Raw genomic sequence first — 25,346 nt, 5'->3', positions numbered from 1 at the left:
TGTTTTTGCCTGTACTCCTTAATGGATGGAAGAAATTTGCGACACTCCTGCCGAATAACGGGCTAGCCGAGACCCCGGAGACGTTTACGTCGAGGAGGCTTGGCAGACAGTCGGCGGAAAGGGAGCGGGTTTCTGGAATCAACTCGAACGTTTTTTTAAGGGTTAGTAATTCTGACCTTTGATTTCCACTCCAGGCACTCGCTTTCCGCGGGCGGTCCGGGAGCCTCCTCGGCGCTCGCCTGCGGGGTCTCCCTTGGCCACGCTTTTCCCGCAGGAGTCTCGTACCTTTCGTTCCAATCAACTGGACGTTTTTTAAAAGAAAAACTACAGGTTGGTCTTATTCCGAACCATATTTAAGACTAGTTTATCCTTCATGTTTTTGCCTGTACTCCTTAATGGATGGAAGAAATTTGCGACACTCCTGCCGAATAACGGGCTAGCCGAGACCCCGGAGACGTTTACGTCGAGGAGGCTTGGCAGACAGTCGGCGGAAAGGGAGCGGGTTTCTGAAATCAACTCGAACGTTTTTGTCTACAGCTTGAAATACTTAAGTATTTTCACCATTCAGGACGACTTTTACACCTTTACGTTTTTTTACATCATCTTAACGGGACCGACATGGCACTAAGTTAAAATGTTAATGGGTAACGAATAAGAATGGGGGGATTGGCATGAAGGTTGAATTACATTGTCATACGAACGTTTCAGATGGTTCCAGTTCATTTGAAGAACTATTGGAGGTTGCAAAAAGGGAGAGCATTGGCCATTTAGCGATTACGAATCACGATACAACAATGAGAATGCAGGAGATGGTGGAACGGGGTAAGGAAATGGGAATTGAAATCATCCCAGGTATCGAAGTTTCCGGTTATGACTTTGCAAGAGGAAGGCGTGTACATATTTTGGGCTATTTTGTTGAGCCTGGTCATAAGGCACTTGAGGATCTATGTAATCCACTGATTGAAAAAAGGAATGCAGCTTCTGAAAAAATGGTGGAACGGCTGATTCATGCAGGATATCGAATAACTTGGGATCAGGTATCTAAATTCAGGGGAGGAACCGGCGTTTATAAACAGCATATCATGCTAGCACTAAGGGAATCGGGGTATACGGATTCTATCTATGGAGATTTGTATAAGAAAATCTTCAGTCGCGGCCAAAATGGGGAAGAGCCGGGCATTGCCTTCATTCCTATGGAGTATGTGGATGCCATACTGGCTGTGAAGGCGATTCGTGCTGCCGGAGGCGTCCCGGTCCTTGCTCACCCTGGACAATACGGGAGCTTCGAAATTATTCCCGATCTTGTAGAAGCAGGGCTTGAAGGGATTGAAGTTCTTCACCCGCATCATGGTCATGCAGAAGAGGAAAGAGCGATTTCATATGCAGATCAATATAATCTCATTAAGACAGGAGGTTCGGATTTTCATGGGGATTATGGGGAGAAGCCGATTCGGCTTGGCAGTATGAGCCCTGGAACGGAATGTGTGAATGCTTTGAAATTAAGGAAAAAAAGCATGGCCATTAATGATGTGGTATTGAAAAATATCGATCTATGAACAGGAATTTTGCTGTGAGAGCGGCATGCTTACATGCTGGATTTGGAATTTGAAAGGCTGAACATGCAGGATGTTCTATTGAAAAAGATTCATAAAATAAGTACTTCCTTTCGTTCTGGTAATTGACCAGGACTTTTTTTTTACAAGAAAATCATGATGGCTTCATATTTTCTCATTACACTGGCAGTAACAAGGAAAAAGGGTATTAGGGAGATCGAATATTTAAAGGGGGATTTCTGTTGGCGGAAAAAAACTTTTTAGTGGATCATTTGATATCTGAAATTAAGAGTGGGACCTTTCAATTGGATAAAAAGTTACCTTCAGAGCATATACTCGCCGATCAATTTAATGTACCAAGAATGGTGGTCAGGAAAGCATATGAACAGCTTCAAGATTTAGGCTTTATCTATTCGAAGCAAGGTAAGGGAAGTTATGTCCAGGAAACCAAGAAACAAATTCCGTTAATACTATCCGGAGATGTCAGTTTCACCGAGAAAATGAAAGAATTCCAGTTTTCCTTTCAAACGAGTACTATTTTTTGCGAAGAAATTTCTTATGATCAGAAGATTTTTCAAAGCCTCGAGGTGGAAAGTGATGACAAGGTCTTTAAAATTGGCAGGCTTAGGTTAATGGACGATTTCCCGATTGCTCTTCATACATCTTTTGTAGCAAAATCAACATTTCCTGAAATAGAAAAGGACGGTCCGGATATAACCTCCATGTTTCAATATTACCGGCAGCGTGGCTTTGTAGAATTCGGATCCAGCAGGAGCACGCTGAATGTGATTTTTCCCACTCTTTTCGAACGGGATATTTTGCAGTGTTCAAGTTTAATTCCACTTTTGCAAGTGCAATCATTATGCCGGGATAAACGGAGTAATCAAGTCCTTGAGCACACGGTCATAATCTATCGGAGCGATTGTTTCACATATGTTATATAAAAACTTCCATTCAAGATATCGATCGAATTCACTAGTAAATGCCCTGAATTCACGAGTGAAAATACGAAACTCACGAGTAAATGCCCCGAATTCACGAGTAAAAGTCCGGAACTCACGAGTAAATGCTCTGAATTCACGAGTGAAGCACGAAATTTGAATAGGCAGGCCCGACTTTAACAAATTTCATACAAAGATTTACTCTTTCTTAACGTACGTTCACTTGGCAACAAGATACATTGAAGGTGTTAGCTTGAAACTAAAACATTTGGAGGCCAATGGAATGAGAAAAAGGGAAAGAACCGAAATTTTGATTCAAGGCTCTGAGGACATTGCGAAGGAATTTGCCAAGGAAATAGCAATGAAATATAAAGTTACCGTCATTCAAAAGCCAGAGAGTGCCCTTGTGTTGCTAAAGACAAGGGAAACGGCAAAAAAGAGCTTGTTTTATCTAGGGGAAATGCTGGTGACAGAATGCACGGTCCAAATCCAGGATTCAATCGGGATTGGTATCGTTAAGGGACAGCGGGAAGAACTGGCACATAGTTTAGCGATCATTGATGCCGCTTATCAGGCTGATCTTGGCGAAACAAGATTATGGTCACATGTTTTAGAAAATGAGAAGAAGAATATCCAGAAAAATCTTCAAGAGCTTAATCGATCAATCTTAAGAACCAAGGTTAATTTTGAAACAATGGATGTTCAATAAGAGGGGGGAAAGCAATGAATTTGGATGTAGTTCATGACATACAAACTGTTTATAGAAAGCTTGTAACGGCGACTTCAAGACCTGGAACTTTAGTGGTTATGGAAAGGGAAGCCAGGACGTTGGATGTTCAAATGGAATGCTTATCTTCGACCATCCTGCTTGCACGAACGGTACTCGACCCTGAAGTGTCCTTTAAGGTCATTTCAAAGGCGGAGGGGGCGGTGACAAGAATGATTAATCAGCTTACTTATTCAAAGCCTGTCGATTTGCCGGAAGCGGATTTTATCTTTATTTTACATGATGCCTCCGACGAGCAAATAAAGGAAGCATTGAATAAAGCAAAAGTAGGGAATCTATTGAACCCTCATGAATCGGCGATGATCATTCTAGAAGTACCGGATGTAACAAAAGGGGACGCAATGATCCTTTCAGGACCGGGAATTCAAGAGGAATCATTCATGAGCCTCCCGAATGTCTCCGCCTGGCTGGGTGCAAGGAACGAAAAAAACATAGAATTCCCGTTAGGAATCGATCTGTATTTTGTTGATCAACAAGATCGTTTAATAGCTTTGCCGAGAACGACTCAAATCAGAGAAAATGGGGGTGAGATTATATGGGATATGTTGCAGTAAAGGGCGGAACAAAGGCGATTGAGGAATCCATCAAACGCTTAAAGTATGAACGGGTCAAAAAAGGGACGGCCATAGAGCTGCATAAGATAGAAGCCGGGATGAGAGGATTGATTGATCAGGTTATGTCGGAAAGCAGTTTGTATGATCAATCATTGGCTGCACTTGCCATTAAACAGGCTGAAGGCAATCCGGAAGAAGCTGTTTTCCTATTGAGGGCCTATCGATCAATCATAAAGGGATCGGTTGCCCTGATTAGAGCCGTCCCTACCGTTTTATGGGTCCTCATTTTTGCAGTTGCAGCGGGGTTGGGCAGTGTAGCGGCAGTTATAGGGATGACGTTCCACTCCATAAGTTACCTTGTGAAGGCCTACTCGGAATCCTTCGAGGAAATTGATAAAGGTGCTATAGAAGCCCTGCAAGCAAGCGGTGCGAATTGGTGGCAGATCGTGTTCCAAGTCATCATTCCATCTTCAATCACTTATATCATTTCGTGGACTTTCATGCGCTTTGAAATCAATTTTGCAGTGGCGGTCGCAATGGGCGCAGCGGCAGGCGCAGGAGGAATCGGCTTCGATATGTTCATGGCAAGTGGATTTTACTTTGACTTGAGTGAAATTGGAGCAATCACTTATTTTATCCTGATAATCGCAATCTGTCTTGAAATCTTCGCAACACAAATCAAAAGGAAACTACAAGTATCATCTTGATACTACAATGCTGGCTCGGGAAATATGGGCTCTGCCAATCTATCAACTTGGTGCAGCCCCTGAAAGTCACGTTCGTTTCATAGCATGCATGAAAGAAGACCACAAAATGACGTGGTCTCTTTATTTGTTTGCAAATCGTTGTCTCGGGCTGATTCTCTAATGATGTCATTGTCATGAAAGGTTTATATAAGGGCGGACTTTATTTCTTGTATCTGTTTGATATGCCTTTGTTCATGTAAGGATAATAACTCAATCCATTGATCCAATGAGAGGTCCCCGAATAGGGGATGCTTGGCTTTCTTTCTATTTAACAAGATATCTGAATCCATATCATAAAGAACCTGTAATAATCGATCCCTTGATTCTGCCAGCAAATCCATAAGGCCCGATAATTGAAATGGGGTTGAAGAGGGTGTAATGACCTCAGGGGATGAGTATTTCCTTGTTCTATCAGTAACGAAGTAAATGTTTTTTTGAATGATATTATTAAAATCCCTTTCCCGAATGCCATTTGCTATAACTTCTGTAAAAACCTGCTCCGTGAGATATAAATGATGGCAAATTTGGGCGATGTTCCATACTTCAGGCACAGGCTTATGGTGGAGCATTTTTTCATCCAACTCCGTAATTTCCTCAATTAACTGTTTTCTTGATTCAAATAGCAAATCATACTCGATATAATTCATGAGAACTCCCCTTTTGTGACACCCCCATATGAAAGCATCACTGAATTTTTTGATATAGGAAAAAACAAAGGGATATCGACTGCATGACAAATGCAAAAAACTACGGAAAAAACACCTGATTTAAAGTGGATGCATGGTGATTGAAGGAGTGTGACACAACGTCATTTAGGTAAAATTGTTAATATGATTTCATAGGAAACTGCATTGTATTTGAAGCTTTGATACCCTAATGCCTATGCACAATAGTCAAGTTTATGCCTGTGCTCAGTATGTTAGGCTTCAAAAACAAGAATGCAATGTCTAGGGCTTCATCTTTTGCACCGAAAAATGTAAGTTTAGTGAACCAAGCTTAGTGGATCCAAAAGGGAAGGATTAGCCATTCGGAAAATTCAGAATGGAACATATTGCATTTATCATTACATTAGGACTGCTTTGTTGCAATAAAAAAACAGTAGAAATCTATGCATCTGCTGTAATTGGGTTAACAGTCGCTCGGGGATCGTCGCTATACCGGGATATGGGCATTTATCTTAGCTATACATCCGGTACTCTATGAGATTGCTATCATGTTAAAGGGGAAAAACTCTAAGAAGTTGGCAATGAAATTGGTGATATCTGAATTATAGCACAGTTAATATTTCCCTAGAAATGGTTATATGAAAAAAGATGGAAGGTTTCCGCATCGCCTTTTTGCTAATTATATTGGATAGACTGCCAATAAGAAAAGTTGCTAACGCAATGGGAAGCTTATAAACTGAAGTAGAAAAAATTAACTAGGATGGTGAATGCAATGTCTAAAACAATAGTTGAAAAACTGAATTTACATAAATATGAAAGAGTGGCAGTCCTGAATCAGCCAGCCGGGGCGGATTATTTAACAGAGCTGCCGGATTACGATACAAAGCTAACTGAAAGTGCCTATGATCTTATATTTGCCTTTGTATTGGATATGGATTCCTTAAAGAGAATCGTGGATAAGGTGATCGAGAAAAATCATTTGAGTAAAAACGGCTATATTTATTTGGCGTACCCGAAGAAGGGGAATAAAGAATATGCTACAAATATTCATCGTGATGATCTGATGCAAGGCCTTGGTGCGGATGATGAAGGTTATGTGGGTTCGAGTGACCTGAAGTTTGCCCGTATGGTTGGGTTGGATGACGTCTTTACGGTAGTCGGACTGAAAGAAGATTCGAAAAATAGAAACCGTCCATCTACCAAAGCAAGCCAATCAGTAGATGATTATATCGAAATGATTTCTGAAATTGAGAAAGATTTGCAGGATTCCCCTGATTTGCTTGCGTTCTATCAATCACTTACCCCAGGGTATCGGAAGGATTGGGCCCGTTACGTGTATAGTGCAAAACAAGAGGCGACACAAGTGAAACGGCGCCAGGAAATGAAAACGATTTTAGGAGAAGGTTACAAGAGCAGGGATTTATATCGAAGAAATAAATGAGGGTGGGGAATGTCTTCCATTCTCTTTTTTTCTTGTTCTGTTCATCCTATCAAAAGCATATACTAGACCGAATCCAAACTTAAATCGTAATAATTATGATTTGTGAGGTGGTTAAATATGCTTTTGAAACGCTACACGGGAAACGTGCTGTTATTGATGTTGCTGTTTTTGCTGCTGGCATTCTTTTTTCTAGGCGATGTGTTCATTCCCAAAGCCATTGATTTCTCGGACTACCCGATGCTTCACTCTGTGTTCGTCGTGTTTTTGGGATTGTTTTTAGAATCGATTCCTTTCCTGTTCCTGGGGGCCATTGCTTCATCGTTCATCCAGTTGTTCATCAGTGAAGAAATCATTCAGCGGATGATACCCAAAAGACCCCTGACGGCCATTTTTGCCGCGATAGCGGCGGCGCTGATCATTCCGGTTTGCGAATGTGCAATCATCCCGGTCGTCCGGAGATTGATTCAAAAAGGTGTCCCGGTCCATGCAGGTGTGGTCTTGCTCGTAACAGCCCCAATATTGAATGTCATCGTGTTCGGCTCAACTTACTATGCGTTCCAAAATAATCCGGCCATTCTTTATGGAAGAATCATTCTTTGTGTCCTGACGGCCATAATCGCAGGCTTATTCATTCATATATTCAGCACTAAAGATGTGGTGAAAGAGGACAAGCTGGAACTGGTACAAGGGCATGAACATGATATTCAGTCCAGTAAATGGACAAGTTTCATTGAACATACTTCGCAGGAATTTTTTATGGTCGGCAGATACTTTATCATCGGGGCCTTGTTTGCCAGTGTATTTCAGGTGTTCATGGATCGGTCCGTAATGGCCGATATTGGTCAGGCACCAATAAAAGGCACGGCGTTGATGATGGGAATTGCGTTTTTGCTTTCACTCTGTTCATCAGCTGATGCATTCGTTGCGGCCTCCTTTTCCCATAGTTTTCTGCCAGGCTCCATACTGGGTTTCCTTGTATTTGGTCCCATGCTGGATCTGAAAAATGTTTTGATCATGATGTCCTGTTTTAAACGGAGGTTCGTCGTTACGTATGTCTTGCTTATTTTCGCAGTCGTCTTCAGCCTATGCCTGATTGCAGGCGGATTGATCAGTAAGGGGGGCTTCTGATGAAACGCTTTTTTATCCAAAGACTTGAAGGATTACTGCTGCTTGGATTGGGTCTCATGATCTTTAAATTGTATGTTTCAGGATATTTAACGAAATTGATTGCACCCAAAATGGTTCCATATGCATTGGCGGCACTTTTTGCTTTTTTAGTGATCAGCCTTCTCCGAATGAAAAAACAAAAACAGGGTGAACAACATTGTGATTGCGGATCGAATGGAAGGTCCTCTTCGTCCGCACTGGTCCTGAAATACAGTTTGTTCTTCATTCCGATTCTTCTGGGCTTCATCCTGACCGATTTTACATTAAGCGGGGAAGTGCTGGCGAAAAGGGGGATGGCGAAGCAGCAGACACAGATGGTAAGTTCATATGAATCAGGGAAACATGCGAATGGGGAGAAAATCTCCGTAACCGATGATAATTATTTTGAAGTACTGGATGATTTACTGAACAACCTCGATACAATCGAGGGAAAGGAAATAGAGATTTCGGGGTTCATATACCGTGAGGATACATTTACGAAAAAACAAATGGCCATCTCCCGCCTCTCCATGTCCTGCTGTGTGGTCGATGCGACGTTATACGGATATATGGTAAACGGGAACGTGGAAGGAATGAAGACGAATGATTGGTATACGATTACAGGGACATTAAAAAAAGGAAGCTATAAAGGGGAACCCGTACCGGTGATCGATTTAAAAGAGTCTAAGAAAATAAAGGCACCCGAAGATGCTTATTTATATGAAAATGTACAAATCATTCAGTAGAATTGGAAAACCCGGCAAAAGGAAGTGTTGCCGGGTTTTGGTGCCGAAAGAGGTAAATTGCCAGTGCGAAGGCATCCTTTTCATGTAAAAAGGCCTTAGAGCCATATATCCCCTCATAAGATCACATTCCGCTTGTGTTTTACACCGCCGAATGGCAGAAAACGTTGGCGGCGGGAATTCTCTTCAAATTCATATTGAAGGCATACATTGATTTGATGGGCACCTGGTTCTCTGTTATTCATACTATAGGGGATAAAGAACAGGACGGAGAAGTTGATTCATTCGTAAGGAAAGTTGAAAAAAGCCAGGAAAATAGCCTGGCTTTTTTTACTTTGACAGCTCATGGTTCATCAATGTAGGACTTTTTCGTTGTCCTGGCGAAATCGTCAAAGAGATGATTCCGCATAAGAGTAATCCGACCCCGATCCATGACATGGGGGCCAAGCTCTCCCCGACAAGGAAGACACCGAGAAGAGCGGCTGTCAGCGGCTCTGCGAGTGATAGCGAAACCGCTGTTGATGAGGGAACGGATAATAGCCCTTTATTAAAAAATAAGTAGGCGGCGGCTGTAGCAAGAAGTCCAAGGTGAAGGCTGACGGCCAGCCCATTCATTGTACCGGTCCAGCTGATATCGAGTATGAATAAAGCGGGTGCCAACAGAAGGGCGCTAAAACTGAAGATGACAGCGGCAGTTGCTTCTGGAGGTTGCTTATCCAGGATTCTTTTACTGACCAGTGTGTATACCGTAAAAGAAGCTCCAGCCCCCAGCGCAAGCAGCGCACCTACTGGATCGATGGTAACTGAGCCTTGGTTGGAAAAAAGCAGTAAACATCCGGCAATCGATAAACCTGTGGCAATCCACCAGCTTGTTGATGGCCGTTTTTTACTGAACAGCCATTCAAGGAATCCGGCGATGATGGGGGCGCTACTAAGTGTAATGATGGTGCCGATGGCAATTCCGGTCATGCTGACAGCCATGAAAAATAGCGGCTGGTAACAGGCCATGCCTAACGTGGCAAAGATGGTTTCTTTCATTGGCCAGTTGTACCGCGTTAATTTTTTTTGCCAGATTGCAATGAGCAATAAAGCGGCCCCGCCAACTGCCAGGCGGACTGCACCTATTGCAATGGGATGGGCTCCATCGGGGGCGAATGACTGGGCTGTTCCGGTCGTTCCCCACAGCATTGCACCAAGGATGACGAGTAAATAGGGGGATTTTTCCTTCATGGAAGTTCTCCTGAAATAAAGATTTACTATTCAGACTATATGATTGTACCGATTAAGTCAAAGGGGCCATTTGTTCGGGAGCACGTAACATAGTATAATGGCCTTACCATGGAAGGGTGTAAGGGGGGATAATCTTGTCTTCAGGTAATCGAAACAATCAAATTGGACCGCCGCGGTTTGCTATTGCCATTCACTCTCTGGTTTGGCTCGCACAAAGCGAAAAGCTCCTGACAAGTTCGGCAATCGCCTTAAAGGTGAAGTCACACGCCACTTTTTTAAGAAGGGTGATGGCACAGCTTGCAGCTGCGGGAATTGTCGAAACAAAGGAAGGACGGGAAGGCGGTTATAGTTTGAAGGTGCCTGCATTTCAGCTTACTTTGGCGGATGTGTATCAAGCGGTACGGCCGGAATGTCTTGTTTGTATGGAAACGAGCGAATGCGGTGAGGTCGGGAAACAGCTGGATACGGCTTTGGAGGAGATCATGAACGAAGCCGAAAAGGAAACATTGCGCCTGCTAAAGGGCTATACATTGGAAGAATTCATGAAAAAAGTCGACTTCACCAATTTTGAAAATGAGTGTCTGGGGTAATATCCTTGCAAGAGGATACCCAGGATTATATAATGTGCTTAATGTGATTGCATTTGAAATAAGGAGGTATTTACATGAAGGTGGAAATTTGGTCGGATTATCAATGTCCGTTCTGTTATATAGGAAAGCGTCGATTCGAAGAGGCGTTAAAGCAGTTTGAAAATAAAGATCAGGTAGAGGTTTCATTTCGCAGTTTCGAGTTGAACCCAGAGGCTGAGCGGGATATCAACATGACGCAAAATGAAATGCTGGCCAAGAAATACGGAATGTCTCAAGCGCAGGTGGAAGCGAACAGCCAAAACCTGACTCAACAGGCTAAAGAATTGGGACTCGATTATCATTTGGACAAAGTGGTCTTAACGAATTCGTTCGATGCCCACCGCCTGATGCACTTTGCTGAATCAAAAGGTAAAGAGAAAGAAATGAATGAACGTCTATTTAAAGCTTACTTTACGGAAGGCAAACATATTGGCGATCACGCTACATTGGCTAGTTTGGCTGAAGAGGTTGGCCTTGAAAAGTCCGAGACGGAGTCCATGCTGGCAGGAACGGCATTCACGGCAGAGGTTAGGGGAAATGAGCAAGAAGGAAGCCTGCTTGGTATTACAGGTGTTCCATTCTTCGTCATTAACCGCAAGTATGGAATCTCCGGCGCCCAGCCAACAGAAGCGTTCCTCGATACGCTAAAAAAAGTATGGGCTGAGGAAAATCCGCTTACGATCGTGAATGATCCAGCAACAGGCGGCGCTTGTACGGACGGTTCTTGTAACGTGACGGAAGAATAATGAAGATATGAAGAAGGAGGCCCGAAACCGGGGTCTCCTTTTTTTACTTAAAAAGGAAATGTCATGTATGACAAAGAATATAGTGTACAGGAGGGATTTTCGAAAAAGTCCGAACTGAAAGGGAGCTAAAAGGTGTATATAATGATTGGAATACTATTCTTCGTGATTGCATGCATAGTAATTGCCAAACTAATATCCTATAAATATTGGACATGTATTTATACAGCATTCGGGAATGAAAATTATTTTAAGGTCGTTGCGAAATTGGAAAGGGAAGGGATTCAATTCAAAACGCCTATGAATTTAGGCACTGATAACTTTCATAATCGCCATGAAACCACTCAATATGATGTTTTTGTAAAAAAAGAACAGGAGCATATTGCCCAAAGGGCGATAAACAAGAATTAACAAAGTTAAATCGTGAAAATCGCTGTCCTGATGGCAGCTTTTTTTACTGACTGGAAAAGGTAAGATGAGGGAATTGAAGCAGGCCATGTTTTGCTTTTCTGGAAACTCACGAGTATTTGCTCCAAACTCACGAGTAACAGCCCAAAACTCACGAGTATTTGCTCCAAACTCACGAGTAACAGCCCAAAACTCACGAGTATTTGCTCCAAACTCACGAGTAAAAGCCCGAAACTCACGAGTATTTGCTCCAAACTCACGAGTAAAAGCCCGAAACTCACGAGTATTTGCTCCAAACTCACGAGTAACAGCCCAAAACTCACGAGTATTTGATCCAAACTCACGAGTAACGGCCCAAAACTCACGAGTATTTGCTCCACGAGGGTGGGACTTATAAAAAGCAAAGCGCTGCTAATCCATCCTTCTACTGAATTTATATAAGATAAAAGAAAGAAAAAGCATTGATTTTGATATGGAATCCGTTTTTTATAGTTTCGAAGACTGAAAATTTGTATAATGGGTGAGATGGATTTAATTGAATGTACATATAGGAGGGACATGGATGAGTAAGCTTAATGGCAGGACCGTTGCTTTATTGGGGGCGCGGAAGACGGAAGAACTTAGTAAAATCGTTCAAAATCTTGGGGGAGTCCCGGTCGTTCGCCCGGCTCAGGGGACGGTTTTCCTTGATGATTCCCATTTGGAAGAGGATGTCACCCGGTTGATGGCTGGGGAGTTTGATTGGATCATTCTCACGACGGGAGTGGGGACGGAATTATTATATAAAACGGCAGTGAAGATGGAAGCGGGAGATCGTTTCATAGAGGCCTTGCAGTCTATGAAAATTGCAGCTAGGGGCTATAAAACGGTGAATATGCTGAAAAAGCTTGGTCTGCAGCCATTAATCCGTGATGATGATGGCAGTACGGCAGGGCTTGTTCGCAATCTGGAAGGCCATCTGCCAGGAGGTGTAAAGGTCGCTTTGCAGCTTCACGGCGATCCGGCGCCTCTTTTGATGAACTGGTTGGATGAACAAAAAGTGGAACATAAAGAAATCCTGCCATATGAACATATTCCGCCTGAAAAAGAAACGATGCAGCAGCTGATCCAAGAAATCCTTGAAGGCAAAATCGATTCGGTTGTGTTCACGAGTGCACCACAGCCGCGAAATTTAATGAAATTTGTCCGTGAACAAGGTGTGGAAGATAAGATAATCGGCCTGTTTGCATCAGATGTAATCGCTCTTGCGGTCGGAAAGGTAACGGCGCAGGTGGTGATCGATGAAGGGATCGAGCGGGTCATTTATCCTGAAGATCAACGGATGGGCAGTGCAATGGTGGAGCTGGTGAAATATTATCAGGGAATAGCAAGCAGATAGGGGTGAGTGCGGCATGACCAAGGGCAAGGTCTATTTTGTTGGTGCAGGTCCGGGTGATGTAGGCCTGATTACCGTAAAAGGTCAAAAAGCGATTGAAAAAGCGGACGTCATTTTATATGATAGATTGCTAAATCCCAAGCTGTTGGAGGCTGCCACCTTCGATTGTGAATTGATATATTGTGGCAAGACACCTTATACTACTGGCATCAGCCAAGGGGAAATCAATGAGCTGCTTGTTTCCAAAGCACTGGCAGGGCATCGGGTTGTCCGTTTGAAAGGCGGTGATCCTGCCGTCTTTGGAAGAGTCGGGGAAGAAGCGGAATCGTTGAAAGATGAGGGAATCCCATTCGAAGTCATTCCGGGGGTTACTTCCAGCATTGCTGCATCCATGTACGCAGGAGTCCCCGTCACGCATCGGGATTACGGACGTTCCTTTGCAATGGTGACGGGCCATGACCAAACGAAGAAGGATATAGATTGGAACGGGCTTGTTAAAAGTATAGATACGGTTGCCTTTTATATGGGGGTGGCCAACCTTCCATATATCCGCGAAAATTTGATCAATCATGGAAAGCCGGGCAACACGCCGGCACTGGTCATTCAATGGGGCACTTATGGAAGACAGGAAAGTGTCGAGGGGACCTTGGATGATATTGTCGAACGGGTAAGTGAAAGGTCGCTAGGCAATCCTGCGATCACCTTGGTCGGGGATATCATTTCCCTAAGGGGAAAACTGCAATGGTTCGAAAAGAAGCCGCTATATGGACAACGGTTTTTAGTGGCCCGAACGGGGACGGCAAAGAGTTCCTTGGCGGAAGCCCTGCATGAACTTGGCGGCGAAGTCATCGAGTTTCCTAAATGGAATGCGGCAAAAATGAAGATAGAAGAAAGTCAGCTGCTCGCTTTTCTTTCGTATGATCGAATTCTCTTCACCTCGCCTGAAAGTGTCCATGGATTCTTGGATTCACTCACTGAACATGCAATTGATTTCCGCCGGATTTCTTCTAAACTATATGTGTTATCAAGGAAATCGAAAAAGGCTTTACAGCAACGGGGTCTGACGGCCGAGCTCAAATCCGAGATGTCGGAAGCCGGAACATTGTTGGTTGTTGGAGATCGAAACAGAGATCAAAGAGATCCGGCACATGGGGACGGAGACTATATACAATCTATCGATAAATTTGTCGATGAAAGATTCCTTGAAATCTTTCCGAGAATGCTGGACGGGAAAGCTGTCGGAACGGCACTATTTTCGAATCGGCATTCAGTTGATATGCTGATGCAATATGGGAACAGGGCAGACGTGGATGTTGAAGGGCTGCTAAATCAAGCCTCCATCGGGGTGATCGGGGAAAGTACCGGCAATAGACTTAAAGACTATGGATTTACATCTGATATGATGCCGAAAGAACCGTCTGTCGAACAATTGGTGGATTTGATCGTGAATAGGAATGTTTATTAGGCTCTGATAAAAACAGGGTCTATTTCCTTTGGGGGGGCTTTGTTATTCAACTCTTATAAATGTTGTTGGCGTTCAGTGTTATGGCCTATCGTGTTATCATTTAATTACGGGACATCGCGGAAAGTACGAAAAGCACTCAACTTACTGCTTTTATTGGCCGGAATGGATGTTTAACATTCAAAGATAGGGGGTGACTTCATGTTTAATATTGGCGATATTTTATGGCAATTATTCTACCTTGCCCTACTTGTTCTGTTATTCGTAATGGTTGTGAAGGCGGTCCGTTTCTTTATAAAGCACATGACAAAAATGAATAACCTGGAAAATAAAAGAGATGAATTAAATGAACGATTGAAAAAGAAGGATAAATGAAGGCGGGTATTAAGGCAGGGATGGATGTTAAATGGATTTGGATGACTTCACCAAATGGACAGTAAGGAATAAAAGTCTTTTATTCCTTCACAGATTGGGTATTATATATACGTGACTTTTCCAGGGAGGCGAAGCAAATGAAACGGACATGGGAATTCGTTTTAAGTATCATAGGCGTGGGTATCGCAGCGATTTTTTTAATCGTCACGATCATGACGGCCGTTTATCTCAATAGTATCGATTTGAAAGAAATGATGGACTACTCATTAATGACAGATTCTGAGTTTTCCTCGTCTGAGGTAGATATGTCAATCAAGTTGTTCATGGGCATACTATGGGCGGGGATCATATCGCTGTTCATTGCCTTGGCAGGCGGTTTGATCGCTATCTTTCTATTAAAAGGCGGCAAAGCGAAGGGAGCCGGAATCTTATTGATCATTACGGGCATTCTGACGATCTTTCATGTTTGGCCGCTTATCTTCTTCATCATACCGGGTATCATGTGCCTTGTAAGGAAGCCGAGGGAAACGGTGGAAGTGATCGTATGATCCTGCACCATACATAGCGTGATTTGAAAACAAAGGAGCTGTCCCGAAAATGCGGGTAAGCTCCTTTTGTGCTGCAAGGATATTTTAGGGGGATATACCTTTTTATACCTGCAATCACCAGTCTACCATGTTACTATTATTATAGATTTAAATATAAATAGACTGGAGTTCGATCGATGAAGATACCTTTAATGAAGGTTGGGGCACTGACCTGTTTAACGCTCGGTTTGTTCAATGGACACGCTTTTGCGGAATCTGGAATAACCAATGAGTGTTCATCATTCGGTGAGATTCAACCCAATGAAAATCCTTCCCATAAGCAGATCAACTGCTTACTGACGAATGCGGCAATAGAGGCTGAAATCCCCCCTGAAGTGGTAAAAGCGGTGGCTACGCAGGAAAACGGGGATTGGAGGCAATTCAATGATGATGGAAAACCGATTATATCCGACGATGGCGGTATCGGTCTAATGCAGCTTACAAATAAAAGCGGGTATGACCAGAAAAAGCTGGAACATGATATAGTCTACAATATCGGGGCAGGCGTCGAGGTCCTGAATGGCATGTATCCAAGAAGGGATTTGCCCAAGATCAAAGGTGCAGGACGCAGGGTCATCGAAAATTGGTATTTCCCTGTCATGGCTTACAATGGGACAAAACCGGTGAACAGTCCTCTTTACCAGGAAAACGGGAAAATAAATGCGAATGCCTACCAAGAGGAAGTTTTTGCTGAGATAGAAAACCAAAGTTATTTGAATGATACAAAACTGGCAAAATATCCATTCAAAACAACGGACTTTCAATATGATCGGGACAGCACTGAAAATATCGTCTTTAAAAACCTTGAATACACACTTACAGATCAAACCCATGACTCTGTTTATTGGTTCAAGGCAGGAGACAAAGTGGTGACGACATCCAGCGCGAATATCAGGAAGGAAATAAGCACTACGGCAGGTGCAGTGACCGTTACTCCCAATACAAGATTGATCATCACAGGGAATTTTGACTATCACGAATCTAAGGGAAATAAATTTGTCTTTTACCCGGTACAAACGGAAGACAAGAGTATAAAGGGGTATGTTTCATCAGCTTACATCTCCAATCGGCTATCGATTGTCAAGGATACGAATAAGCCTGTGATTTCAGGGGCTGCCGGTAAATCGATTCCATTCAACTCTACTTTCAATCCTAAAACCGGCGTAAAGGCGAAGGATGATAAAGATGGTGACTTAACGAGTGCCATGCGTGTGGAAGGTAAGGTGGATACCAAGAAAGTGGGCACCTATAATTTGACTTATACGGTAGCTGACAAGGCAGGGAATGTTGCCAAGGCCACAAGGAAAATAACCGTTTATGATCAAGTCAAGCCGGTGATTACAGGTGCCGGGAATAAAACCATCAAACTTAATTCTTCATTCAATCCAAAAACAAACGTGAGTGCCAAGGATAATGCCGATGGCAATTTGACTAGTAAAATCAAAGTGACGGGTATAGTCAATACGAAGAAAAAGGGGACCTATACATTGAAGTATACGGTCACAGATTCATCGAAAAATGCAGCGACAGTCACAAGAAAGATCACGATAGATGGTACCAAGCCGGTCATTTCCGGTGCCAAAAGCAAAACCATTGCCTACAACTCGACATTCAATCCTAAATCAGGTGTATCCGCAAAAGATAATCTTGATGGAACTTTAACAAGTAAGATCAAAATAACAGGGACTGTGAATACGAAGAAAAAAGGCACGTATACTTTAAAGTATACAATCGCGGATTCTTCGAAAAATACTGCGACAGTCACAAGAAAGATTACGGTAGACAGCACCAAGCCGGTCATTTCCGGTGGCAAAAGCAAAACCATTGCCTACAACTCGACATTCAATCCTAAATCAGGTGTATCCGCAAAAGATAATCTTGATGGAACTTTAACAAGTAAGATCAAAATAACAGGGACTGTAAATACGAAGAAAAAAGGCACCTATACATTGACTTACACAGTTACGGATAAATCGAAGAACAAGGCGGAAGTAAAAAGGAAAATCACAGTTAAATAGAAGGCAAGGGATTCCCTAATTAGGGAATCCTTTTTTTAATGTCTCCAATGTGTTTGGCTGAAAGATATGCATATATAATAGTAGAAAGTGCCTTACAGGGTGGAGTGGATATTGATAAAAATGTTATAATTGTAAAAACATGTAACGAAAGTGATCTGAAGGGGGATTGTTTATGAGCAAAGAACACGGGCATGTGAACTGGATGGATCAGATTTTTAAGGATTATGAAAGAGAAGGCGGGCTGAAGAATAATCCTGGCTTTGGAAAACCGCTTCCGGAGTCGGCGCTGTCGGGAAATATATATGATAACTTCTTGACGAAGGCCAAGGATGCCGGCTTCCTTCCGCTTTGGATAAAATGGCAAAAAGAAATTCGGGAAGAGCTACCCGAATTGGTTAGATTGAAAAAAATGAATGGAACTGAATCTGAATTAATGAAACGAATTGATGAAATAAATGAGAAAGTCCGTACATATAATGCGATTTGTCCAACCCAAATGCAACGCAGGGAAATAGAGTTGGAAAGCATCGATATCCAGTATGAAAAATGGAAGTAATTGATAATGTGTAAAATGTGGGTATTTGTATGACGTGATCATTAAAGGATTATGATATAATGGCATGAATAAAAAACAGAGAGAGGGACTTCGATTGGAAAAAAGAAAAGAAGTTTTTTCATGGATAAAAGCGATATTGATTGCAGTCATTCTAGCTTTTTTAATTCGAACGTATATTTTTGCACCGATTGTCGTGGACGGTGAGTCAATGATGCCGACTCTGCAAGACCACGAAAGAATTGTACTTACCAAGTTTGGAACGAATATCGATAATATAGACCGGTTTGATATTGTCGTTTTTCATGCAACGGTAGATAAAGATTATATAAAAAGGGTTATCGGTCTGCCAGGTGACCATATTGAATATAAAGACGATACGCTTTATATTAATGGGAAAGCTTATGAAGAACCATACTTGGACAAATATAAGAATCAGATGGCATCAGGAGTGCCGTTGACTGAGTCCTTCAAGCTCGAAGATATTACGGGCAGCATGACAGTGCCGGATGACCAGTTGTTCCTTATGGGCGACAATCGCCAAAATAGTTTGGATAGCCGTGAAATCGGCACGATTTCCGTCGATGAAATCGTGGGCAAGGCGAATCTAGTGTATTGGCCGATCAATGAAATAAAGATTGTGAAATAAGAAGAAGCGGACTCAGGTATCGAGTCCGCTTTATTGTTGCCATTTTTCATTTCCGTAAAGGGGGAACATTGAAACGCATTGCCAAACAGGTATTTCAACAAAAAACGTGTCCATTCTTCTTTTTTTTCTATTTTTTTTATGAAAATCAACTCATTTGGGTTAAATTAGGTTATCCTATTAAAAAGAAGTAATCACGTTACCCAGGCCCGCATAAGAAAATGGATTACTTTAATAAAGGGTGCTGAGATGGAGTACTTTAGATGGATATAGTAAAAGATTTAATATCAAACTATGGTTATTTTGCGATATATGGACTGCTGGCCATTGGGATAATTGGCTTGCCGGTACCTGATGAGTTCATGATGACTTTTGTCGGCTATTTGTCATCCATTTCCGTTTTGAATGTCCAGGGAGCATTCCTTGTCAGTTTCCTTGGATCGATATCCGGGATGCTTGTCAGTTATTTCATCGGGAAAAAGGTGGGGAAGCCTTTCTTGAGGAAGCATGGTAAGTGGATCAAAATGACCCCCGCGAGGTTGGAAAAATTGGAGAAATGGTTCAATAAATACGGTCCTTGGACCATTATCATAGCCTATTTCATCCCAGGAGTCCGTCACTTCGCCAGTTACATTTCCGGTATGAATGGAATGGGGAAACGAAAGTATTTTATCTTTGCAGGAGCAGGGGCATTCAGCTGGTGTTTGGTATTTACGACTTTTGGCTATTTCATCGGTGTGTTAACTTAACTCATTACAACTTACAAAATTTCTTTATTGAATCAGAAAATCCCGTTTCTGAATTTTAGAAACGGGATTTTCCATTCCTGCTATAATTATTGAGCTGAGTATCCGCCGTCGATGACAAGCTCGGCACCAGTTACGTATGAAGCTTCATCGGATGCTATTTGAAGCACGGCATTTGCAATATCCGCCGGCTGACCCAAACGTTGTAATGGAATTGCCTTGATCATTTGGTTCACTAACTCTTTTGATTCTTCTAATTTTTGAGTCATCGGTGTTTCGATGATACCAGGGCGATATCAATCTTTCAATCTTCAAATTTTGATACGTAAATTATCAATATCTAATTGGCTTTTACCCGTTCTATTTGAAACGTTTCACAAGTAATCTTGTAGAGGCATCTCTTGCATGTTAGGGAGCACCATAAGTACAATTCTAGTGATTGAAATAGGATACTGCAATCTTTTTGTACTTTAAATACAAAGTTTTATAACGCCATTCCAATTCTAACTTTTCAAAACTTTTATGTACATAGGAGGTCATCATTTTATGAATAACAGAGTGTATCTTTCCTTGGCCATCCCGCTTATGATTTCGACGATGAGTACGCCATTGCTCGGTGCGGTGGATACGGCTGTGGTTGGAAAGTTGAGTGATCCCGCTTATATTGGCGGGGTGGCTGTCGGGACGATAATTTTTAATACGATGTATTGGCTTTTTGGTTTTCTCCGGGTCAGTACGTCTGCCTTCGCTGCACAAGCGGAGGGGGCAAGGGATGAAAAGCAAACCCTGATGGCCTTGATTCGGCCTTTTTTCATTGCAGCGATCATCGGTCTGCTTTTTATCGTGATCCAAAAGCCCATTTTGAATGTGTCGTTAGGCGCAATCGGTCCGGAATCGGACGTTTCCGCCTTTGCCGCAGATTATTTCGGCATCCGGATATGGGGGGCACCTTTTGCTCTATTGAACTATGTCATCTTAGGCTGGTTAATAGGGAAATCGAGGATAAAAACGTCTTTGTTCATTCAAGTTTTCATGAACGTGCTCAATATAATCTTATGCCTCGTTTTTGTAAATGGCTTTTCATGGTCTGTATCAGGGGTTGCTGCCGCTTCATTGATATCAGAGATTTCCGCTTTTTTACTGGGCTTGTGGGTGATCCGGAAAGCGGTTAACGTACCGGATTCATTTTCATTCCGGGAGGGGTTCGATCGGGCTTCCCTGAAAAAAATGATGGTGGTCAACAGGGATTTATTCATCAGGACCATTTGCCTGATCACGGTTTTCAATCTTTTTACCGCCAAGGGAGCGACTTTCGGGACAGAGACCCTGGCGGCCAATGCCGTACTCATTCAAATCCATTACCTGATGGCCTATTGCTTTGATGGCTTCGCGAATGCGTCGAGTCTTCTGGTCGGGAAGGCGATTGGTTCGAGAGATATAAACCTATATAAAAAAACACTCTCACTATCGGCGCGGTGGGGCTTGTATGCTTCGTTCATGCTTGCCGCATCTTACTATCTTTTCAGCGATGAGGTCATTCTCCTATTCACGGATATTCCCGGCGTCATCGAACTGGCCCATGAATATGGACTTTGGATAGTCCTATTCCCATTCACTGCCTTTATCGGACTCATTTTTTATGGAGTGTTTACCGGTGCGACTGAAGCCGTTCCAGTAAGGAACTCGATGCTTCTGGCACTAATGGCTTTTCTATTAGTCCAATTCACAGCAGTCAGCAATCATGGCAATCATGGTTTATGGCTTGCATTCCTGGCTTTCAGTTTAGGACGTTCCCTGTTTTTAGCATTATACATCCCAAGACTAAACAGAAAAGTAACAGAGATAATGAATGACGATAGTCTAATGAAATCATCCTCTTTTTAATAAAAAGAGGGTGTTTTTTATTTATTTTAGGAATTCCATCGGTAGTTTGATGATAGCAAAAATGCGGGAATACGAAGAATAGGTAGCCACGCTTGGCGAATGGGGTAGTAAAAGTGATAAAATGAAAAATATATATAAAAGAGGAGTTGTCATATTTTGAGTGAATTGAATTGGCGAGAAGAAGTTGAAAAACGGAAAATGGACTTATTACTGGACACACAAAACTTATTGAAAATAAAAAGTGTACTTGATGAAGAACATCCGACTGAGGAGGCCCCATTCGGTAAAGGGGTGAAGGAAGCGCTTGATTTCATGCTTCAATTAGGCGAAAAAGACGGTTTTACTGTGAAAAATGTCGATAATGTCGCTGGTCACATCGAAATGGGTGAAGGCGAGGAGTTAATCGGGATATTATGCCATGTCGACGTGGTACCTGAGGGAGATGGCTGGAGTTCGGATCCGTTTGGCGCTGAAATCCGCAATGGCCGCATATATGCTCGTGGGGCAATCGATGATAAAGGGCCGACGATGGCTGCCTATCATGCGATGAAGCTGGTCCGGGAGCTGGGAGAACCTTTGAACAAACGTGTGAGGATGATCATTGGAACCGATGAAGAATCGAACTGGCGCTGCGTTGACCGGTACTTTGAAGTGGAGGAAATGCCTTCGATCGGCTTCGCACCAGATGCTGACTTCCCGATCATCAGTGCGGAAAAAGGAATCTGGGATTTCTCGGTTATCCACCCTGCCGATGCAGGAAATGGCACGAACTCAGACGTGAATGTCATCGAATTTTCTTCAGGTCGAAGGACGAATATGGTACCGGATTTTGCTACGGCTATTGTGGAAGCTGCCAATCCTGCTGAAGTGGCGGCAAACTATCAGGATTATCTGCAAAAATACTCGTTGGGGGGCAAAGCCGTTCCGCAAAAAAATCAAGTGCTGCTTGAAATGAATGGTGTCTCGGCACACGCGATGGAACCGAAAAACGGAAGAAATGCAGGCCTGCATTTAGCCGTATTTTTAGCTGATCTCACTCTTGATCCGCATGCGAAAGCCTACTTCACTTTCATTAAGGATCGTTTGTTTGAAGATTCCCGCGGAAATAATTTAGGTGTCGCTTATTCGGATGAGCAAACAGGAGAATTGACGGTCAATGCCGGCGTTTTCAATTATTCTAAACAAGGTGACAGCTCGATCGGTTTCAGTATGCGTTATCCGGTCACGTTTGAGTGGGAACAGCAAAAGGCGGCGTTGGAAGAAAGGCTTGCGGCATATAATTTGAAAGTGAAGACCAATTCGCATTCAACTCCACATTATGTGGACAGTGAAAGCTTCTTGATTAAGACGTTGCAGGAAGTTTATGAAGCGGAGACAGGTGATAAAGCCGAGCTTCTTTCGATTGGCGGCGGCACATACGCCCGGTCATTGAAAGAAGGCGTTGCATTTGGCCCGCTTTTCCCTGGCAGCGAAGACATTGCGCATCAGAAAGATGAATATATTGATATTGAAGATATGCTTAAGGCTACGTCCATTTATGCACGTGCCATTCATGAATTGGCTAAATAAGAGGCAAAGAGGGAGAAAGACATGGGAAAAATCATTTTTAACGGCGACCTTAAAAGCAGGTCCGAAGTAAAGGTAGATATTGAAGACCGGGGATACCAATTCGGTGATGGCGTCTATGAAGTCATCCGGGTTTATAATGGCAAATTATTTGCGGGGGACATGCATCTGAACCGGCTGATCGACAGTGCGAAGTTGATACAGATGAAAGTTCCCTTTACCATAGCGGATATCAAAACCCGCATGAAAGAGCTGATCGCTGAAGATCAACTGAAGGACGGTATCGTCTATATGCAGCTGACAAGGGGAGTGTCTACGCGTACACATTCTTTTCCAACTGCAGAGGTAGTGCCGGTCTTTGTTGCCTATACCAAGGAAATGCCTTATACAGGCAAAATGAAGCCAGGGGTCAATGCTGTTACCACCGAGGATATACGTTGGCTGCGCTGTAATATAAAGAGTTTAAATCTACTGGGTAATATAATGGCTAAACAGCAAGCTGTGGAATCCGGTTGTGATGAAGCGATCCAGCATCGTGATGGTACGGTGACGGAGGGAAGTTCGTCAAATGTCTCAATCGTTGTGGATGGTCAACTTAAAACGCATCCGGCCACAAACTTGATCCTGAATGGAATTACCCGTCAGGTGATGCTGAAGCTTTGCGCTGATCATGGGATTCCCTATGTCGAAGAAGCCTTCACGGTCGAGGACATGATGGCAGCCGATGAAGTCCTTTATACAAGCACTAGCGTCGAAGTGACACCAATCATTAATATCGATGGCCAATCGATTGCAGCCGGGGAACCCGGTCCGATAACTCAAAGACTGCAGAAACTGTTTTCCGAGGAAATCGAGAAGCAATGCGGTTCCATTAAATAGTAAAATGCCCCTTTGCCACTATTGGCAAGGGGTTTTTATTATCTGTATAGTCGAAAGCGAGTTGGCCTTCCCCGAATCCAATTACATCCATATGCAATCCTCCCTTTTGACATTTTCAAAAACCAGGAATATACTTGCTAATAACCTAAAAAGTTTACCTATTGCAACAATTTGAGTTGCGTGTAAAAAGGAGTAGAAATAGCCATGTCCGATGTGTTGCATCAATCTTCTTCGAGAGGAATAAAAAAACTGCTTCCCTATCTAGGGCCTGCCTTCATAGCAGCTGTGGCCTATATTGACCCGGGGAATTATGCGACCAATATTACAGCCGGATCTAAATATGGCTATACGTTATTGTGGGTTATCTTCGCCTCCAATTTAATGGCTGTGCTAATCCAATCGCTATCAGCTAAATTGGGGATAGCCACTGGAAAGAACCTTCCGGAGCTATGCAGGGAAAAGTTTTCGAAAAAAACATCTTTCTTATTATGGATTCAGGCCGAAGCCGTTATAATGGCAACCGACCTAGCTGAATTCATAGGAGCGGCACTAGGGATTTATTTACTATTTGACTTACCGTTAATCACATCGGCAATTATTGCCGCGATTGGTTCCTTTGCCATTCTGGAAATCCAGCGCAGAGGTTATCGGACATTCGAAGCCCTGATCACGGTCATGATATTTGTCGTTGTGATAGCTTTTGGCGCTCAAGTTTTTTTTGCAAAACCTGACACTTCAGCTGTTGTTTTAGGACTCTTCACTCCAAAATTCGAGGGAGTGGACAGTATTTTACTATCGGCCGGTATGCTTGGAGCCACCGTTATGCCACATGCGATATACCTTCATTCCTTTTTGACTCAAAGAAGGATAGTCGGAGTAAATGATTTAGAAAGAAAAAGGATTTATCGTTTTGAGCTAATTGACATTGTCATCGCCATGTTGATTGCAGGTGCGATCAATGCAGCCATGGTCATAGTTTCAGCTGCCCTATTTCATAAGAATGGAGCACTAGTGGAGGACTTGGATGTTGCCTATCAACAATTCGGGGCCATGCTTGGACCATCAGTCGCGATGTTCTTCGGAATAGGATTATTATTTGCCGGTTTATCCAGCTCATCCGTTGGTGTAATGACAGGTGATGTTGTCATGCAAGGATTCATTAAAAGACATATACCGATTTATTTAAGAAGGGTCATTACCACCGTCCCTCCCCTGCTCATAATATTATGGGGAGTGAATCCATCCAAAGCACTTGTGATGAGCCAAGTTGTACTTTCGTTTGGCATCGCGTTTGCCTTAGTGCCATTGATCATGTTTACAAGCAATAAAAAAATCATGGGCAGCCTGGTCAACCATAAAATCACCTCGAGCATCGCTTGGCTTATAGCTGTACTTATCATTGGACTGAACTTGTTCCTGCTTTACGAAACACTGTTCAGCTAAAGAAGAAATGGCAGGGAAGGACCGATTTTTGGTCCTTTTTTGCTGTATTTTCCGTTAATCGGCCGAGACCGAAAAAATACGCCCCGGACCTGCATATTATCCGTCAGGGGCGTCGTTCATAGCATGGTGGATTGGGAATATTCCTGTGGAGGGAATAATTATTAGGGAGCCCAAGAAAAGGTATATGCAATGGAATTTATGGTAAAATTAAAGGGAAAACAGGAAG

Annotated in this window: 27 protein-coding genes and 1 pseudogene; 24 read left to right on the top strand and 4 right to left on the bottom strand. The window is 42.9% G+C overall.

Going from position 1 to position 25,346, the window contains the following annotated elements; translation table 11 throughout:
• Window positions 1-671: 671 nt before the first annotated feature.
• The 5 genes from ACIQYG_RS02860 (at window position 672) to ACIQYG_RS02840 (ending at window position 4,542) form a co-directional block, all read left to right on the top strand.
• Window positions 672-1,556: a PHP domain-containing protein gene (locus ACIQYG_RS02860; protein WP_402835382.1), complete on the top strand. Its 885-nt coding sequence runs from the start codon at window positions 672-674 to the stop codon at window positions 1,554-1,556.
• A 239-nt stretch (window positions 1,557-1,795) separates the two neighbouring features.
• Window positions 1,796-2,497, top strand: coding sequence for a GntR family transcriptional regulator (locus ACIQYG_RS02855; RefSeq protein ID WP_402835381.1), 702 nt, complete (start codon window positions 1,796-1,798; stop codon window positions 2,495-2,497).
• 280 nt (window positions 2,498-2,777) lie between these two features.
• On the top strand, window positions 2,778-3,203 hold the full coding sequence (gene phnG / locus ACIQYG_RS02850; RefSeq protein WP_402835380.1) for a phosphonate C-P lyase system protein PhnG: 426 nt from the start codon (window positions 2,778-2,780) through the stop codon (window positions 3,201-3,203).
• 14 nt (window positions 3,204-3,217) lie between these two features.
• Window positions 3,218-3,835: a phosphonate C-P lyase system protein PhnH gene (gene phnH, locus ACIQYG_RS02845; RefSeq protein WP_402835379.1), complete on the top strand. Its 618-nt coding sequence runs from the start codon at window positions 3,218-3,220 to the stop codon at window positions 3,833-3,835.
• Window positions 3,817-4,542 carry a carbon-phosphorus lyase complex subunit PhnI gene (locus ACIQYG_RS02840; protein WP_402835378.1) on the top strand — a complete coding sequence of 242 codons (726 nt, stop codon included), beginning with the start codon at window positions 3,817-3,819 and terminating at the stop codon, window positions 4,540-4,542. Before phnH ends, ACIQYG_RS02840 begins: the two co-directional genes overlap by 19 nt.
• A 182-nt stretch (window positions 4,543-4,724) precedes the next feature.
• Here ACIQYG_RS02840 and ACIQYG_RS02835 read toward each other — a convergent pair whose 3' ends face one another.
• Window positions 4,725-5,228 (bottom strand): DinB family protein, encoded by a 504-nt coding sequence (locus tag ACIQYG_RS02835; RefSeq protein ID WP_402835377.1) that lies wholly within the window; start codon window positions 5,226-5,228, stop codon window positions 4,725-4,727.
• A gap of 394 nt (window positions 5,229-5,622) precedes the next feature.
• Here ACIQYG_RS02835 and ACIQYG_RS02830 point away from each other — a divergent pair, with 394 nt between their 5' ends.
• The 4 genes from ACIQYG_RS02830 to ACIQYG_RS02815 all read left to right on the top strand — a co-directional run bounded on the left by ACIQYG_RS02830 (window position 5,623) and on the right by ACIQYG_RS02815 (window position 8,579).
• Complete coding sequence (locus tag ACIQYG_RS02830; RefSeq protein ID WP_402835376.1) at window positions 5,623-5,784, top strand: hypothetical protein; 162 nt, start codon at window positions 5,623-5,625, stop codon at window positions 5,782-5,784.
• Between the two features lie 234 nt (window positions 5,785-6,018).
• Complete coding sequence (locus tag ACIQYG_RS02825; protein WP_402835375.1) at window positions 6,019-6,687, top strand: YdeI/OmpD-associated family protein; 669 nt, start codon at window positions 6,019-6,021, stop codon at window positions 6,685-6,687.
• Between the two features lie 117 nt (window positions 6,688-6,804).
• Window positions 6,805-7,815, top strand: a complete 1,011-nt coding sequence (locus tag ACIQYG_RS02820) for a permease (RefSeq protein ID WP_402835374.1) — start codon at window positions 6,805-6,807, stop codon at window positions 7,813-7,815.
• The gene (locus ACIQYG_RS02815; protein WP_402835373.1) at window positions 7,815-8,579 is read left to right on the top strand and encodes a TIGR03943 family putative permease subunit; all 765 of its coding nucleotides are present in this window, start codon (window positions 7,815-7,817) and stop codon (window positions 8,577-8,579) included. The genes ACIQYG_RS02820 and ACIQYG_RS02815 overlap by 1 nt, the downstream gene beginning before the upstream one ends.
• 327 nt (window positions 8,580-8,906) lie before the next feature.
• Here the strand turns inward: ACIQYG_RS02815 and ACIQYG_RS02810 are convergent, their stop codons facing one another.
• On the bottom strand, window positions 8,907-9,806 hold the full coding sequence (locus tag ACIQYG_RS02810) for a DMT family transporter (RefSeq protein ID WP_402835372.1): 900 nt from the start codon (window positions 9,804-9,806) through the stop codon (window positions 8,907-8,909).
• A 134-nt stretch (window positions 9,807-9,940) separates the two neighbouring features.
• Here ACIQYG_RS02810 and ACIQYG_RS02805 point away from each other — a divergent pair, with 134 nt between their 5' ends.
• The 3 genes from ACIQYG_RS02805 to ACIQYG_RS02795 all read left to right on the top strand — a co-directional run bounded on the left by ACIQYG_RS02805 (window position 9,941) and on the right by ACIQYG_RS02795 (window position 11,589).
• On the top strand, window positions 9,941-10,396 hold the full coding sequence (locus ACIQYG_RS02805; protein ID WP_402835371.1) for an RrF2 family transcriptional regulator: 456 nt from the start codon (window positions 9,941-9,943) through the stop codon (window positions 10,394-10,396).
• Window positions 10,397-10,470: 74 nt separating this feature from the next.
• The gene (locus ACIQYG_RS02800) at window positions 10,471-11,181 is read left to right on the top strand and encodes a DsbA family oxidoreductase (protein WP_402835370.1); all 711 of its coding nucleotides are present in this window, start codon (window positions 10,471-10,473) and stop codon (window positions 11,179-11,181) included.
• Between the two features lie 141 nt (window positions 11,182-11,322).
• The gene (locus ACIQYG_RS02795; protein ID WP_402835369.1) at window positions 11,323-11,589 is read left to right on the top strand and encodes a hypothetical protein; all 267 of its coding nucleotides are present in this window, start codon (window positions 11,323-11,325) and stop codon (window positions 11,587-11,589) included.
• A 5-nt stretch (window positions 11,590-11,594) separates the two neighbouring features.
• Here the strand turns inward: ACIQYG_RS02795 and ACIQYG_RS02790 are convergent, their stop codons facing one another.
• Window positions 11,595-11,951, bottom strand: a complete 357-nt coding sequence (locus tag ACIQYG_RS02790) for a hypothetical protein (RefSeq protein ID WP_402835368.1) — start codon at window positions 11,949-11,951, stop codon at window positions 11,595-11,597.
• Window positions 11,952-12,148: 197 nt separating this feature from the next.
• Here ACIQYG_RS02790 and ACIQYG_RS02785 point away from each other — a divergent pair, with 197 nt between their 5' ends.
• From ACIQYG_RS02785 to ACIQYG_RS02750, 8 genes are all read left to right on the top strand, one after another.
• Complete coding sequence (locus ACIQYG_RS02785; protein WP_402835367.1) at window positions 12,149-12,964, top strand: uroporphyrinogen-III synthase; 816 nt, start codon at window positions 12,149-12,151, stop codon at window positions 12,962-12,964.
• 13 nt (window positions 12,965-12,977) lie between these two features.
• The gene (cobA, locus tag ACIQYG_RS02780; RefSeq protein ID WP_402835366.1) at window positions 12,978-14,426 is read left to right on the top strand and encodes a uroporphyrinogen-III C-methyltransferase; all 1,449 of its coding nucleotides are present in this window, start codon (window positions 12,978-12,980) and stop codon (window positions 14,424-14,426) included.
• A gap of 198 nt (window positions 14,427-14,624) precedes the next feature.
• Window positions 14,625-14,798, top strand: a complete 174-nt coding sequence (locus tag ACIQYG_RS02775; protein ID WP_402835365.1) for a DUF4083 domain-containing protein — start codon at window positions 14,625-14,627, stop codon at window positions 14,796-14,798.
• 137 nt (window positions 14,799-14,935) lie between these two features.
• Entirely contained in the window at window positions 14,936-15,346 is a 411-nt protein-coding gene (locus ACIQYG_RS02770; RefSeq protein WP_402835364.1) for a DUF4064 domain-containing protein, read from the top strand.
• Between the two features lie 176 nt (window positions 15,347-15,522).
• Window positions 15,523-17,403 carry an immunoglobulin-like domain-containing protein gene (locus tag ACIQYG_RS02765; RefSeq protein ID WP_402835363.1) on the top strand — a complete coding sequence of 627 codons (1,881 nt, stop codon included), beginning with the start codon at window positions 15,523-15,525 and terminating at the stop codon, window positions 17,401-17,403.
• A 172-nt stretch (window positions 17,404-17,575) separates the two neighbouring features.
• Window positions 17,576-17,959, top strand: a complete 384-nt coding sequence (locus tag ACIQYG_RS02760) for a DnaJ family domain-containing protein (protein ID WP_402835362.1) — start codon at window positions 17,576-17,578, stop codon at window positions 17,957-17,959.
• 94 nt (window positions 17,960-18,053) lie between these two features.
• A complete protein-coding gene (gene lepB / locus ACIQYG_RS02755; RefSeq protein ID WP_202311459.1) occupies window positions 18,054-18,605 on the top strand; it encodes a signal peptidase I in 552 nt (183 codons plus the stop codon).
• A gap of 260 nt (window positions 18,606-18,865) precedes the next feature.
• Window positions 18,866-19,351: a DedA family protein gene (locus ACIQYG_RS02750; protein ID WP_034309313.1), complete on the top strand. Its 486-nt coding sequence runs from the start codon at window positions 18,866-18,868 to the stop codon at window positions 19,349-19,351.
• 86 nt (window positions 19,352-19,437) lie between these two features.
• Here the strand turns inward: ACIQYG_RS02750 and ACIQYG_RS02745 are convergent.
• Window positions 19,438-19,638 (bottom strand): annotated as a pseudogene (locus tag ACIQYG_RS02745) (SDR family NAD(P)-dependent oxidoreductase); the annotation flags it as partial.
• Between the two features lie 256 nt (window positions 19,639-19,894).
• On the opposite strand from ACIQYG_RS02745, the gene ACIQYG_RS02740 reads away from it, so the two are divergent.
• From ACIQYG_RS02740 to ACIQYG_RS02725, 4 genes are all read left to right on the top strand, one after another.
• Window positions 19,895-21,232, top strand: a complete 1,338-nt coding sequence (locus ACIQYG_RS02740; protein ID WP_402835361.1) for an MATE family efflux transporter — start codon at window positions 19,895-19,897, stop codon at window positions 21,230-21,232.
• 156 nt (window positions 21,233-21,388) lie between these two features.
• Window positions 21,389-22,801 carry a dipeptidase PepV gene (gene pepV / locus ACIQYG_RS02735; RefSeq protein ID WP_402835360.1) on the top strand — a complete coding sequence of 471 codons (1,413 nt, stop codon included), beginning with the start codon at window positions 21,389-21,391 and terminating at the stop codon, window positions 22,799-22,801.
• A 21-nt stretch (window positions 22,802-22,822) separates the two neighbouring features.
• Entirely contained in the window at window positions 22,823-23,677 is an 855-nt protein-coding gene (dat, locus tag ACIQYG_RS02730; protein ID WP_402835359.1) for a D-amino-acid transaminase, read from the top strand.
• A gap of 204 nt (window positions 23,678-23,881) precedes the next feature.
• On the top strand, window positions 23,882-25,120 hold the full coding sequence (locus tag ACIQYG_RS02725; RefSeq protein WP_402835358.1) for an Nramp family divalent metal transporter: 1,239 nt from the start codon (window positions 23,882-23,884) through the stop codon (window positions 25,118-25,120).
• The last annotated feature ends 226 nt before the right edge of the window (window positions 25,121-25,346 follow it).

The sequence above is a fragment of the Peribacillus sp. NPDC096622 genome, assembly GCF_044762665.1.
Taxonomy (GTDB): Bacteria; Bacillota; Bacilli; order Bacillales; family DSM-1321; genus Peribacillus; species Peribacillus frigoritolerans_B.
Note: the sequence above shows the minus strand (reverse complement) of the source record. Positions and strands in the feature narration are given on the sequence as shown.

Excerpts from the sequence above, each read along its gene's own strand:
- ACIQYG_RS02860 (WP_402835382.1), top strand. The coding sequence starts at position 672 with ATGAAGGTTGAATTACATTGTCATACGAACGTTTCAGATGGTTCCAGT.
- phnG (WP_402835380.1), top strand. The coding sequence starts at position 2,778 with ATGAGAAAAAGGGAAAGAACCGAAATTTTGATTCAAGGCTCTGAGGAC.
- phnH (WP_402835379.1), top strand. The coding sequence starts at position 3,218 with ATGAATTTGGATGTAGTTCATGACATACAAACTGTTTATAGAAAGCTT.
- ACIQYG_RS02840 (WP_402835378.1), top strand. The coding sequence starts at position 3,817 with ATGGGATATGTTGCAGTAAAGGGCGGAACAAAGGCGATTGAGGAATCC.
- ACIQYG_RS02835 (WP_402835377.1), bottom strand. The coding sequence starts at position 5,228 with ATGAATTATATCGAGTATGATTTGCTATTTGAATCAAGAAAACAGTTA.
- ACIQYG_RS02830 (WP_402835376.1), top strand. The coding sequence starts at position 5,623 with ATGGAACATATTGCATTTATCATTACATTAGGACTGCTTTGTTGCAAT.
- ACIQYG_RS02825 (WP_402835375.1), top strand. The coding sequence starts at position 6,019 with ATGTCTAAAACAATAGTTGAAAAACTGAATTTACATAAATATGAAAGA.
- ACIQYG_RS02820 (WP_402835374.1), top strand. The coding sequence starts at position 6,805 with ATGCTTTTGAAACGCTACACGGGAAACGTGCTGTTATTGATGTTGCTG.
- ACIQYG_RS02815 (WP_402835373.1), top strand. The coding sequence starts at position 7,815 with ATGAAACGCTTTTTTATCCAAAGACTTGAAGGATTACTGCTGCTTGGA.
- ACIQYG_RS02810 (WP_402835372.1), bottom strand. The coding sequence starts at position 9,806 with ATGAAGGAAAAATCCCCCTATTTACTCGTCATCCTTGGTGCAATGCTG.
- ACIQYG_RS02800 (WP_402835370.1), top strand. The coding sequence starts at position 10,471 with ATGAAGGTGGAAATTTGGTCGGATTATCAATGTCCGTTCTGTTATATA.
- ACIQYG_RS02795 (WP_402835369.1), top strand. The coding sequence starts at position 11,323 with ATGATTGGAATACTATTCTTCGTGATTGCATGCATAGTAATTGCCAAA.
- ACIQYG_RS02785 (WP_402835367.1), top strand. The coding sequence starts at position 12,149 with ATGAGTAAGCTTAATGGCAGGACCGTTGCTTTATTGGGGGCGCGGAAG.
- cobA (WP_402835366.1), top strand. The coding sequence starts at position 12,978 with ATGACCAAGGGCAAGGTCTATTTTGTTGGTGCAGGTCCGGGTGATGTA.
- ACIQYG_RS02775 (WP_402835365.1), top strand. The coding sequence starts at position 14,625 with ATGTTTAATATTGGCGATATTTTATGGCAATTATTCTACCTTGCCCTA.
- ACIQYG_RS02770 (WP_402835364.1), top strand. The coding sequence starts at position 14,936 with ATGAAACGGACATGGGAATTCGTTTTAAGTATCATAGGCGTGGGTATC.
- ACIQYG_RS02765 (WP_402835363.1), top strand. The coding sequence starts at position 15,523 with ATGAAGATACCTTTAATGAAGGTTGGGGCACTGACCTGTTTAACGCTC.
- ACIQYG_RS02760 (WP_402835362.1), top strand. The coding sequence starts at position 17,576 with ATGAGCAAAGAACACGGGCATGTGAACTGGATGGATCAGATTTTTAAG.
- ACIQYG_RS02750 (WP_034309313.1), top strand. The coding sequence starts at position 18,866 with ATGGATATAGTAAAAGATTTAATATCAAACTATGGTTATTTTGCGATA.
- ACIQYG_RS02740 (WP_402835361.1), top strand. The coding sequence starts at position 19,895 with ATGAATAACAGAGTGTATCTTTCCTTGGCCATCCCGCTTATGATTTCG.
- dat (WP_402835359.1), top strand. The coding sequence starts at position 22,823 with ATGGGAAAAATCATTTTTAACGGCGACCTTAAAAGCAGGTCCGAAGTA.
- ACIQYG_RS02725 (WP_402835358.1), top strand. The coding sequence starts at position 23,882 with ATGTCCGATGTGTTGCATCAATCTTCTTCGAGAGGAATAAAAAAACTG.